The 10,802-nt window shown below is 62.9% G+C and carries 9 protein-coding genes and 7 pseudogenes; 10 read left to right on the forward strand and 6 right to left on the reverse strand.

The features are described 5' to 3' along the window. Positions 1 to 167 (reverse strand): transposase (locus L6637_RS41795; protein WP_237867301.1); only part of this gene is annotated, 167 nt, incomplete at its 3' end. A 438-nt stretch (positions 168 to 605) separates the two neighbouring features. Between L6637_RS41795 and L6637_RS41800 the strand changes: the two genes are divergently transcribed. From L6637_RS41800 to L6637_RS41825, 6 genes and pseudogenes are all read left to right on the forward strand, one after another. Further along, positions 606 to 842, forward strand: a complete 237-nt coding sequence (locus L6637_RS41800; protein ID WP_210326194.1) for a hypothetical protein — start codon at positions 606 to 608, stop codon at positions 840 to 842. After that, entirely contained in the window at positions 832 to 1,488 is a 657-nt protein-coding gene (locus tag L6637_RS41805) for a recombinase family protein (protein ID WP_210326196.1), read from the forward strand. Before L6637_RS41800 ends, L6637_RS41805 begins: the two co-directional genes overlap by 11 nt. Then, positions 1,410 to 1,670: a recombinase family protein gene (locus L6637_RS41810; RefSeq protein WP_232995627.1), complete on the forward strand. Its 261-nt coding sequence runs from the start codon at positions 1,410 to 1,412 to the stop codon at positions 1,668 to 1,670. The genes L6637_RS41805 and L6637_RS41810 overlap by 79 nt, the downstream gene beginning before the upstream one ends. A gap of 56 nt (positions 1,671 to 1,726) precedes the next feature. Then, positions 1,727 to 1,897 (forward strand): annotated as a pseudogene (locus L6637_RS41815) (recombinase zinc ribbon domain-containing protein); the annotation flags it as partial. A 149-nt stretch (positions 1,898 to 2,046) separates the two neighbouring features. Next, positions 2,047 to 3,066, forward strand: a complete 1,020-nt coding sequence (locus L6637_RS41820; RefSeq protein ID WP_232995665.1) for a hypothetical protein — start codon at positions 2,047 to 2,049, stop codon at positions 3,064 to 3,066. Further along, positions 3,021 to 3,257 carry a helix-turn-helix domain-containing protein gene (locus tag L6637_RS41825; protein ID WP_232995628.1) on the forward strand — a complete coding sequence of 79 codons (237 nt, stop codon included), beginning with the start codon at positions 3,021 to 3,023 and terminating at the stop codon, positions 3,255 to 3,257. Before L6637_RS41820 ends, L6637_RS41825 begins: the two co-directional genes overlap by 46 nt. Positions 3,258 to 3,291: 34 nt before the next feature. Here L6637_RS41825 and L6637_RS41830 read toward each other — a convergent pair. Both L6637_RS41830 and L6637_RS41835 read right to left on the reverse strand, forming a co-directional pair. Next, a pseudogene (locus tag L6637_RS41830) lies at positions 3,292 to 3,636 on the reverse strand (ATP-binding protein); the annotation flags it as partial. Beyond that, a pseudogene (locus L6637_RS41835) lies at positions 3,633 to 4,624 on the reverse strand (IS21 family transposase); the annotation flags it as partial. The pseudogenes L6637_RS41835 and L6637_RS41830, both read right to left, overlap by 4 nt. Between L6637_RS41835 and L6637_RS41840 the strand changes: the two are divergent. Continuing rightward, a pseudogene (locus L6637_RS41840) lies at positions 4,625 to 5,182 on the forward strand (IS110 family RNA-guided transposase); the annotation flags it as partial. It abuts the pseudogene before it with no gap. A 313-nt stretch (positions 5,183 to 5,495) separates the two neighbouring features. Here L6637_RS41840 and L6637_RS41845 read toward each other — a convergent pair. Then, positions 5,496 to 5,873: pseudogene (locus L6637_RS41845) on the reverse strand (IS110 family transposase); the annotation flags it as partial. 66 nt (positions 5,874 to 5,939) lie between these two features. Between L6637_RS41845 and L6637_RS41850 the strand changes: the two are divergent. The 3 genes and pseudogenes from L6637_RS41850 to tnpB all read left to right on the forward strand — a co-directional run. After that, a pseudogene (locus L6637_RS41850) lies at positions 5,940 to 6,863 on the forward strand (IS3 family transposase); the annotation flags it as partial. Positions 6,864 to 6,890: 27 nt separating this feature from the next. Further along, positions 6,891 to 7,139, forward strand: a complete 249-nt coding sequence (locus L6637_RS43005) for a transposase (protein ID WP_128955121.1) — start codon at positions 6,891 to 6,893, stop codon at positions 7,137 to 7,139. A gap of 283 nt (positions 7,140 to 7,422) precedes the next feature. Continuing rightward, positions 7,423 to 7,770: an IS66 family insertion sequence element accessory protein TnpB gene (gene tnpB / locus L6637_RS41855; protein ID WP_128929859.1), complete on the forward strand. Its 348-nt coding sequence runs from the start codon at positions 7,423 to 7,425 to the stop codon at positions 7,768 to 7,770. A 535-nt stretch (positions 7,771 to 8,305) separates the two neighbouring features. Here tnpB and L6637_RS41860 read toward each other — a convergent pair. Both L6637_RS41860 and istA read right to left on the reverse strand, forming a co-directional pair. Next, a pseudogene (locus L6637_RS41860) lies at positions 8,306 to 9,531 on the reverse strand (IS256 family transposase). Between the two features lie 129 nt (positions 9,532 to 9,660). Further along, positions 9,661 to 10,581: an IS21 family transposase gene (gene istA / locus L6637_RS41865; RefSeq protein WP_128955122.1), complete on the reverse strand. Its 921-nt coding sequence runs from the start codon at positions 10,579 to 10,581 to the stop codon at positions 9,661 to 9,663. Positions 10,582 to 10,802: the final 221 nt, after the last annotated feature.

A 10,802-nucleotide genomic window follows, 5' to 3' on the forward strand; every position in this document is an offset into this window, starting at 1 on the left:
CACACCGTAAGCAGCCCGCGCGAAACGCCATTGCGCCGCGCAACCTCGGAGATGTTCGCACCCTCCTCAAAGCTCTCCGCCACGATCCGGGCCTTCTCCTCGCTCGTCCACCGACGCCGTCGGCGCTCCCCGGTGATCACTGAGCGTGCTGCCGGTTTGATGGACACCCCGTTAAGCTAATCCCACCTTGCGCTCCATCTCGACCGAGCTGATATAGCCGATGGCCGAGTGTCCGCGGTGTTCGTTGTACAACAACGTTTGAGAACGGCCACAGGACCGTTCTTCGCGAGGTTCTTTATCGGCATCATCCATGGTTTGGGCGCCGAGTTTGCGTTCATGGAGCCGTCGACAAGGCTTTGATGTTGTTTTTCGCTGCACCTTGGACGGATCGCAAGGAGATCGTTGGCTGGAAGTGCCAGCAGGGATGTTCGACCGGACGGCATGCCCTGACGCCGAGCTTTTGACAGCTCAACCGTTTGTCAGCATCGATGCGCTTGCGGCGCTTTCTGCGCTTCTCGATCTGGCGTTGAAGGATCGAACGCCATCAGCTGCCCTGCTTTCTGGCGCATCCAGAGGCTCTCACGGTCAGAATCGGGGAGCGACTCATGTCACGCCAGACGGCAATGCCAGGGAGCGGATACCGACACAATCAACAACCGCGGCCGCAGCAGATGGATCTGTTCGGGAGCGGCCTGTCGAGCGGCGCCACCGGTGCGCCCACATGGTCGGAGCTTCCGGCGGAAGCGCAGGCGGCCCTTACGAGTCTGATGACGCAGTTGATCCTCGACCATGCCGCGACGACAGCGACGCCGCGCGCGAAGGAGGTCGGTCATGATCTCTGACAAGGTCAGGCCTCATCATCTGGAGAAGGGGATACTTTACGTGCGTCAATCCTCAGCACATCAGGTGCTACACAATCGCGAGAGCGGCGCGTTGCAATACGCCATGCGGGACCGACTGACGGCACTCGGATGGTCAGAGGTTGAAGTGATCGATGATGATCTCGGTCGCTCAGCCGCCGGCGGCGTACAACGCGCCGGCTTCGAGCGGATGGTAGCGGAGGTTTGCCTCGGTAAAGTTGGTGCGGTTTGCGCCCGCGAAGTCTCGCGCTTCGCTCGCAACAGACGGGATTGGCAGCAACTCATCGAGATGTGCCGCGTGGTCGATACCGTTCTGATCGATCAGGAGACGATCTACGCGCCAAGGCACGGTAACGATCGCCTGTTGCTCGGGCTCAAGGGCAGCCTCAACGAGTACGAGCTGGATCTGTTGCGCCAGCGCTCGCTCTCGGCCCGCTACGAGAAGGCGCGCCGGGGCGAGTTGGTTGTGGCAGCGCCCGTCGGCTTCGTGAAGGCCGGCGACCGTTATGAGAAAGATCCGGATCGGCGTGTCCAGGAGCGATCAAGCTGGTGTTCGACAAGGTCGAGGAACTCGGCAGCGCGCGACCGTTCTGCTGGCTCCACGAGTACAATCTCGATCTGCCGGTGAAGCGGACCAACGGCGCAACGGCCTGGCGGCGACCGAGCTACTCCGCCATCCACCGGATCATTGAGAACCCGGTCTACGGCGGCGCCTATGCCTATGGTAAGACGGCTGTCGCGGCGGGATACAGCGCCGTGGGTGTGAGCGTGAAGATCCGCCGCAGGCGCGGAGCGAATGGCTGGCGCTGAAGCCCAACACCCACGACGGGTATGTGAGCTGGGAGAGGTTCGAGGCGATCCGCACCATGGTCAGCAGCAACGCTCCCACCGGTCGGCATCACGGCGCGCCCAAGCATGGTGACGCGCTGCTGGCCGGTCTGATCCGGTGCAAGCGCTGCGGTCGCAAGCTCACACTCCGGTACTCCGGCATGAACCACCATATCCCGCGCTATAGCTGTAGCCGCGCCTGGATGGACAATGGCGGCCCTCACTGCATCGGCTTCGGCGGACTGCCCGTCGATGATGCAATCGAGGAAGCACTGCTTGGCGTCATCGGTCCGGGCGCTATCGCCGCCGCAACCGCTGCCGCCAAGGAAGCCAGGGGAACGGCGCGATCAGGTGCGCGATGCTCTCAGTCGCGATCTCGAAGCGGCGCGCTATGCCGCCGACCAGGCTTTTCCGGCAATACGATGCCGCTGACCCCGCGAGCCGGCTGGTGGCGGGCGAGCTTGGAGCGCGCTGGAACAGGACGCTCGCTCACGCAGCGGAGGTCGAGGGCAAAATCGCCACGCATAATGCGGCGATGCCTGCCCCCATTGCTGATCCAGCCTCGCTCGGCGTTCTGGCCTCGAACCTCAGAACGGTCTGGGATGCGCCGACGACGGATGCTCGCCTCAAGAAGCGCATTGTGCGCACCCTCATCCATGAGGTCGTAGCCGATATCGATGATGCGGCCTCCGAGATCGTCCTCGTCGTCCACTGGGTTGGCGGCGTTCACAGCGAGATACGCCTGCCCAAGCGTGAGCAAGCGCGCTATGAGGCCACTCGGGCTCGTCGGCGATATGAGGCTGTCGATCCCGACAATCGCCTGGTCGCCGGCGAGCTGGAGCGACGTTGGAATGAACGTCTGCTGGCCGTCCGCGCGCTCGAGGAAGAGCGCGGTGCACTGTTGGCCAAGCCGGAGAGTCCTCTGAGCGAGGCGGATCGCGAGCGGCTGCTTGCGCTTGGCTCCGATTTGGAGCGGGCCTGGAACAGTCCTGGGGCGACGCCTGCCACGCGCAAGGGGATCATCCGAACCTTAATCCACGAAATCGTTGTATGCGTCGGCGATGCGGCAATTGAGCTTGTGATCCACTGGCAGGGCGGCGATCACACAGCGCTAGAGACCAGAAAGAACCGCACGGGCCAACACCGCTGGAGCACATCCGCAGATGTCATCGATCTCCTGCGTGTTCTGGCACGCCAGATGCCCGACGGCACGATCGCGGCGGTCCTCGACCGAGCGGCAAGTCGACGGGGCACGGTAACAGCTGGACCCGCGCCCGCGTTCGTCACTTGCGCAACCAGCAAGCTATCGCACCCTACCGGGAAGGCGAACGCATGGAGAGAGGAGAAATTACTCTGGATGAAGCCGCCGCTGCGTTGACGGTCAGCCCATCGACGGTTCGCCGTCTGATCGCGGAGCGAAGCTTGCCCGCGCACCAGCTGTGCAAGGGCGCACCCTGGGTGATCAAGGCGCCTGATCTGGAGCACCCCGAGGTCAGGAACGCCGCGCAGGCGCGGCGCTTCCGGCGCCCGTCGTCTGGCGATCTCCGCCAAAGAGAGCTTGAACTATAATGGCATAACGAGGTGGGCAGTATGAATCGGACTCGGGCGGCCCGAACAGGAGCAAATTGGCACCCTTACCCAACCAGCTGTCACCGGCGGCGAGCGCCATCACCTGCGCCTTGGAGATCATCGGCACGGCCTCGAAGTCGAAGCCGCCGAAGGTCTTCCCAGCAGACAGCCGCGCCTCGACGAGATGGCGCTCGGTGAGCCGGCGACCGCGTTCGGCGATCTCGTGCTCGGCAATGGTGGCGAGGAAGCGGGCCGCTGGCCAACCTTCCTTGTCGGACTGCTCGGCAAATTGCGCCCACAGCACCTTGATGGCCGGGAGGCGGAGCTCGTTGAGCAACAGATTGAGGCGCGCGGTATCAACGGTATTGGCTACGCTCATGCGGCACCTCCGATCTCGGCAGTACCGATGAGGCATTCGTAGGTGGCAAGGGGGTGCGAGCTGCACCACGACGTTCGGCAGGTGGGCGGGTCAGGAGCGAAGTGAGCGCGCAGCCGGTTAGGTTCAGGCAGTCGGCCGGCCTCGAGGTCGGCGGTGAGCTGATCGGCGAGTTCGGTCTCGCAGCCGCGTTCATGAGCGAGCGCGAGGAGATCGACCATGATCCGGCAGGCTTTTTTGTCCGGCAAGCGTTCGCGCAACCGATCGAAGGTCTTCCAATAGGCATCGCGCGGGAACAGCCGATCTCGGTAGACCAGATTGAGAAGCGCCATCGGCTTGCGCCGCAGGGAATGGATCACGTGCCGATAATCTCGAGACGATCATCGTAAAGGCGCACCCGCAGCCGGTGACCGATCAGGCGCGATGGCACCGTGTAGAACACCTTGCGCAGGGTGAAGCCGCCGGACGATGTCACGCGGACGATCACCTCTTCGTAGTCGGAGGTGCGCCGATCGGGCAGCTCCTGCAACACCACGCGCTCGCTATCGATCCGCTTGGCGTTGCGGGCATTGCGGCGGCTGACGATCTCGTCGATGAAGCCGCGATAGGTGGCAAGATCGTCGAAGTCGACAGTTCCGCGCAGCAGCAAGGCGTCCGCGATTGCTCGCTTGAGATGACCGTGGGGCCCTTCGATCGAACCATTCTCGTGAGCAACGCCTCGATTGTTGCGGGAATGCCCCATGCCGTAATGGGCACAAAGGGCCTCGTATCGCTGCGTCAGATCATCCCGAGCATGGCAATCGAGATTGCAGAATGCGGCCGACAGACTGTCGGTCCGATGCTCCCGCGGCGCCCCACCGAGCGACCAGAGGGCATTCTGCAGGCCTTCGGCCAGGGCAACGAAGCTCTCACCGCCAAGCACGACGTGGGCGTGCGCGAACCCGCAATAGGCCAAACGGAAGTGATAGAGACGATGATCCAGCGGTGCGCCGATTTGTCGCCAGTGATGCGTCGCCTGGTGGGCGCTCGCTTCGCCGATCTCCGCCGCCTCGAAGAACGGATCCGCGAATTGACACAGGAGATCGAAGCGGTTGCCGATCGAGAGGACGTCACCCGCCGGCTGATGACAATTCCTGGTATCGGCGCATTGGGTGCGACCGCCGTACTTGCCGCGATCGGTGATGGGCTGCAGTTTCGCAAGGCCCGCGACCTTGCTGCCTGGCTGGGGTTAGTGCCCAGGCAATACTCGAGCGGCGGAAAACAGACGTTGCTTGGCGTCAGCAAACGCGGCAACCGTTATCTGAGAAAGCTTTTGGTGCAGGGCGCGCGATCCTGCTTCCGGCATTTGGACCGGACGCGCGATCGCCTAGGAAGCTGGCTCGACGGGCTCCAGGCTCGGATGCATCCGAACAAGGCCGTTGTCGCTCTAGCCGCCAAGATGGCCCGCATTGTGTGGGTGGTCTTGAACAAGCCCGGAGCACTCTACGAACGCAGAGATCCTGCCTTGCCTGACGCTTCTGGCTTCGATTGCAAGGCTCGGGAACAGTGATGACGAAACAGTGGATCAACATGCCGTAAGCCCTGTGCAAAAAAGCGGGCTTCCTGCCCGAACTATTTATTGGGAACGGCGTGCGCGGATCTCATCATGGCGTGGCTGCAACAGCAGTCCACTCGCGAGAGGCCGGATACATTTATGCAACTGGAAGCGCTGCATCGCGAATCCGTGCCAGATGGTCGGCTCGAGGACACGCCTGATCAATCAGACGCGGGCTTTCTGCCTCGAGTACGGTGTACCTTTGCGTCAGGGTGCCGGAATATTCAATCTCGAGTTGCCGCGCGTTTGAATGACGAAGGAAACGCGCTTGAAGATCCACTTGGTCCTCCTCCTTCACGGCAACGAAGCGCATTGTCGGTCGCGTAGCGGCCTCAGCGATCGCCTCGGCGTCGATGATATCGTTCTTGTTTGACTTCACGTAGGGCTTCACGAATTGCACGGGGATCAGGCGCACCTTGTGACCAAGTGCCTGTATCTTCCGGGCGAGCCACTGTGGACCGACGCAGGATTCCATGCCAACTATGCTTGGTTGTGCGCGCGCAAAGAACTGAAGAAGGGTGTCCCCTCGAAAGCGAAATTTCTGAACAGGTGTGCCGTCGCAGCTCAGGCCAACGACGTGGAATAGGTTCTTGCCAATGTCGATTCCATAGACAGCCGCGGGTCGCGGCAAATTGCGATCGGCCATGATACTCTCCTCTTTAGTCTGCCCTTCCTATGATGAGGGAGGAGGACGGGGCGGTCCATCCCATTAATGGTGACGCCCGCGGGCAAGCGGAAAGCTGTCGCGTATCTCATGGTTGCCCACGGGATGAGCGAACGGCGGGCGTGTAAAGCCATCGGCTGCTGCCGCATGACCATCAGATATCTGACAATCCGGGCGGACGATGCCGTCCTACGGCAGCGCATGCGGGCGATCGCCCACGAACGCCGTCGTTTTTGTTTGTCGGCGCCTGCACGTGCTGCTCAACCGGGAGGGCTACCTGGTCAAACCACAAGAAGCTGTTCCGGGGAAGAGAGGCTTGCGGTACGCCGCCGCGGCGGCCGCAAGCGGGCCGCCCTTGGGACCCGGGCGCCAATGACGGTGCCGATGGCCCGCAACGATCGCTGGTTGCTCGACTTCGTGTCGGATCAGCTGACCTGCGGCCGCCGCTTCAGCGTCCTCACCGTGGTCGATGACTGCACCCGCGAGTGCTTGGCGCTAGTCGCCGATACCTCGCTCTCCGGCATCCGCGTGGCGCGGGAACTGGACCGGCTGATGTTCGAGCGCGGCGAGCCCAGGATGGTGGTCAGCGACAACGGCACCGAGCTCACCAGCAACGCCATCCTGACATGGGCCGATCAAAGCCCCGTCGGTTGGCATTACATCGCGCCGGGCAAGCCCATGCAGAATGCGTTCATCGAGCGCTTCAATGGCCGGCTGCGGGACGAACTGCTCAACGAGACGCTGTTCACGTCACTGGCGCAGGCCCTCGTCGCGCTCGGATGCGGGCGGGCCCACTACAACGACGCACGACCACACTCTCAGCTCGGATGGAAAACGCCGTCCGAGTTCGCCGACACCTGCCATCCGCGACGGGATCTGGCGCTGTGCGTTATGCCGAAGGCTCTGCGCCAGCTCCCGTCGCTCCCCCAACTGGGCAAATCCAACGACCGGGGCGAACTCAGGGCTGGATAAAACTTGGGGCAAGGTCAGCACGTGCGGATGCAGGTCAATGTGTTGGGTGCCGAGCGTCGGCGGCGATGGAGTTACGACGAGAAGGTCCGTCTGTCGAGGAGACGTTTGCAGGCCGGCGAGACGGTCTGCGGCGTCGCGCGCCGGCATGGGGTGGCTCACGACTTCCAGCTCTTCGAACGTCAGCGCCAACTGCGCTTGCGGGTAAATCCGCGCACCGTCGTCGGTTTGCCACAGCCTCTTCCGCCGCCAGCTCGTCCCCGGTGGCGTCAGATCTGACGCTTTAGCTTGGCGATCTGCAACTTCTGCTGCGCAATCAGTGCCTCGCATAGCTTGCTGTTCCGGCAGGCGCGCCAAGCCGCCTGGGCGGTGATGCGGTGCCAGCTCTGGTTCCTGTCGAGATCACACGTGCACCGGCATCGATCAGCACGTCGCAACTGGCGTCTTCGCCTCCTAAGCAACGCGCAACGGCTGGAATCATCGAGATCGAGCTTAGCGGCGGCTGTCGTGTTCGCGTTGATCGCGACGAGCTGCAGCGGGTTTTTGAGCTTCTGCGACGACGATGATCCCGCTCCCGAGCGGCGTCAGGGTATGGATCGCGACTGGCCACACCGACATGCGTCGGGCCATGCAAAGTTTGGCGCTTGCGGTTCAGGAAAGCTTGGAGCGCGATCCCCATGCCGGCGATCTCTATATCTTATGGGGCCGCCGCGGCCTTCTGGTCAAGATTCTCTCGCATGACGGCTTGGGCATGTCGCTCTATGCCAAGCGCCTGGATCACGGCAGGTTCATCTGGCCGTCGACGTCGGTCGGCGCGGTGTCGATCTCGGCAGCGCAAATGGCTTACATGCTCGAGGGCATCGACTGGTGGACTCCCCAACTGAGCTGGCGGCCGCAGAGCGGGGGCTAATCCAGGAAAATCCTCATATTGCCGACATTTGGGAGTCCCAATGCATTCAATCTGTGATTCACTGCGTCGCATGAATGCGGATCGCGACGCCGCTCCGGATGACGTTGCCGCCCTGAAGGCGGCGCCGGCAGCCGAGCGCGCTAAGGGTACGGAGATCGCCGCCGAGCTCGCGGTCGCCCGTGCGAAAGCGTCGGAAGACGCGCCGAGTGGCCAGACCTTCCCGGAGCACCTGAACTCAGGACTGGATAACACTTGGGGGCGAGGTCACGATAAATGTCAGTGGCTAGTTTGATGATGTTGTCGCAGCCGCTACCGCCGGGAATGTCCGAAGTTTTGTGTAAGCGATTTCTGTGAAGGTGGGTTTTGCGTTTGAGACATTGAAAGCTGGCATCGACGGCATGGCCGATAATTCTGCTTGGCCGGACCGAGCGGTCAAGCCCCGAAGCCGCGCAGCGGCGCGCCGCAGGCGCGGGGCTTGACGGCGAAGGTTCGGTCCAAACGATCATGGTCGGCGCCGTGATGTCGGTTGTGATCATCAGCGCGCTGTTCCGGGAAACCGCGCGCCGAAGTGGATGGCGAACTGCCCCATCGCGGCAGTCCATTCAACCGGTCGCCGCCAATAAACGCCAGCGTTCCTGAGGGCGAGATACAACAGCTTGAGCGCCGCCTCGTCGGTCGGGAAGCTGCCGCGGGTCTTGATGATCTTGCGCAGCGAACGATGTAGCGCCTCGACCCCGTTTGTCGTGTAGATCATCTTTCGGATGCCAGGCGCGAAGGCGAAGAACGGCACTACGTGCTCCCACGCTTTGCGCCAGATCTGGCCAATGGCGGGATAGCGCTTGCCCCATTCGGCCTCGAACTCGGCAAGCCTCAGCGCCGCCGCGTCGGCACTCTCAGCCCGATAGATCGCCTTTCGAGGGCAGGATCGCCTTGCGGTCCTTCCAGGAGACGAAGGCAAGGCTGTTACGGATCAGGTGCACGATGCAGGTCTGCACCAGCGTCTGCGGGTAGACCGATGTGATCGCCTCGGGAAACCCCTTCAGCTCGTCGACGACGGCAATCAGGATATCGTTGACGCCGCGCGCCTTGAGTTCGTTGACGACCCGCAGCCAGAATTTGGCGCCCTCGGTCTGCTCGATCCAGAGCCCGAGCGTCCTTCTCGCCATCGGCATTGTAGGCGAGCGCAACGTAGACCGCCTTGTTCTTGACCAGCCCTTCGTCGCGTATCTTGACCCGCAGCGCGTCAAAAAAGACGATTGGGTACACGGCGTCGAGCGGCCGGCTCTGGCATTCCCGGACCTCATCGAGGACGGCGTCGGCCACCCGGCTAATGAGATCGGGCGAGACCTCGGCGCCTTAGAGCTCGGCCAGGTGGCCCTGGATCTCCCGCACCGTCATGCCGCGGGCATAGAGGCTCAGGATCTTGTCGTCGAAACCATCGAACCGGGTCTGCCCCTTGGCGGTCAACTGCGGCTCGAAGCTGCCGGCCCGATCGCGAGGCACGGTAATCTCGATCTCGCCATCCTCCGTCAGGATCGTCTTCGAGCTTGTCCCGTTGCGGCTGTTGCCTGAGCCCCGGCCGGCAGGATCACCCTTCTCGTAGCCCAAATGCTCGGTCAGCTCGGCTCCAAGTGCGCGCTCGATCAAGGCCTTCTTGAGCTGCTTGAACAGCCCATTCTCGCCGGTCAGGTTTTCGGGCTTGCTGTAGTTCGCAAGAAGCTGGTCCAGCAGTTCAGGGGTAATCGTCGTATCGGTGGTCATGTGAGTCTCCAATTAAGGTAAACTCACAGAAACCTCCTTACACATCGTTCCGGACACCCTCCTACCGCCCCGCTCGCAGAGGAGGTCCGTAACGCACAGAGCCGTGGCACGAGCCACTATCGGTCGCAGCTATTTTATCAGACAAGACTCTGCATAAGAGTCGTTGAGGTCCGCGATCGCCTTGCGGATGGCCCCGTTGAGTTCGTCAAGCGAGAAGAAGCGCCGGTTCCGCAGCCGCGCCAGCACAAACCGCTGGACGATCTGCACCGCCACTTCCACCTTCGCCTTGTCGCGTGGTTTGCGCGGACGCGTGGGCAGGATCGCGGTGCCGTAGTGCTCGGCCAGCTCCTGGTAGGTGCGGTTGATGCCCGGCTCATAGCGACAGGTGGCGGTGACGCCGGCCTTCAGATTGTCGCAGACGATCGCCTTCGGCACGCCGCCGATCGCGCGCAACGTATTGGCGTGCAGCCCGATCCAGTCGGCCAGCCCTTCCGACCAACGCGCCTCGGCAAAGGTGTAGTTGGATGCTCCTAGCACCGCGACGAAGACATGGGCCAGCCGCTGCGCGCCGGTCGCGGCGTCGAACACCGGCACCGTGTCGCCCGCGAAGTCGACGAACAGCTTCTCTCCAGGCCCATGCGTCTGCCGCATGGTCGGCGAGATCGCCTCGCTCCATTCCCGGTAGAGATCGCAAAACCGGCTGTAGCCATAGCCGTCGGCGTGCTCCGCGCGATATTCCTCCCACAACAGGAGCAACGTCACGCTGCGCCGCTTCAGCTCCCGGTGCACCGCCTTCCAGTCGGGCAACGGCCGCGCCGGCTTCTCCTCGAATGTCGGCGGCGTGAACAGCCGGCGCTCGAGTTCGCCGTCGTCCATCCCTTCCGGCACCGGCCAGGTGATGCCGATCACGGCAGCCCGCCGCAGATACTCGCCAACCGTCGATCGGCTGATGCCGACCGTGACGGCGATCTGCCGCTCGCTCACGCCAAGGGCGTGCCGCAGTCTCAAAACTTCTCGAACCTTCCGCATCGGCGCTCTCTCGGCGGGCATCAGACCTTCCCTTGCTTGGTCGCAAAGGTGGGCTGGTCCGCGATTCGATCGCCGTCTTCGAGAGCGTCAGGCGGTCTCAACAGGGTGGCCGGCTTCGATCGGAATGGGTGGCCGACTTCCGTCGGAATCGGTGGCCGGATTGCGTCGGAATACTGGAGGGTTCAAATAGGTCCCGCGTCGCAGATCTCGCCGCAAGTCCAGCGCGGGACCTATTTGAAGCT

Origin of the sequence: Bradyrhizobium zhengyangense, assembly GCF_022012435.1 — a bacterium.
Lineage (GTDB): Bacteria > Pseudomonadota > Alphaproteobacteria > Rhizobiales > Xanthobacteraceae > Bradyrhizobium > Bradyrhizobium zhengyangense.

What these genes read in the sequence shown, in the direction of transcription:
- L6637_RS41800 (WP_210326194.1), top strand. Translation starts at nt 606, where the DNA reads ATGTCACGCCAGACGGCAATGCCAGGGAGCGGATACCGACACAATCAA.
- L6637_RS41805 (WP_210326196.1), top strand. Translation starts at nt 832, where the DNA reads ATGATCTCTGACAAGGTCAGGCCTCATCATCTGGAGAAGGGGATACTT.
- L6637_RS41820 (WP_232995665.1), top strand. Translation starts at nt 2,047, where the DNA reads ATGCTCTCAGTCGCGATCTCGAAGCGGCGCGCTATGCCGCCGACCAGG.
- L6637_RS41825 (WP_232995628.1), top strand. Translation starts at nt 3,021, where the DNA reads ATGGAGAGAGGAGAAATTACTCTGGATGAAGCCGCCGCTGCGTTGACG.
- L6637_RS43005 (WP_128955121.1), top strand. Translation starts at nt 6,891, where the DNA reads ATGCAGGTCAATGTGTTGGGTGCCGAGCGTCGGCGGCGATGGAGTTAC.
- tnpB (WP_128929859.1), top strand. Translation starts at nt 7,423, where the DNA reads ATGATCCCGCTCCCGAGCGGCGTCAGGGTATGGATCGCGACTGGCCAC.
- istA (WP_128955122.1), bottom strand. Translation starts at nt 10,581, where the DNA reads ATGCCCGCCGAGAGAGCGCCGATGCGGAAGGTTCGAGAAGTTTTGAGA.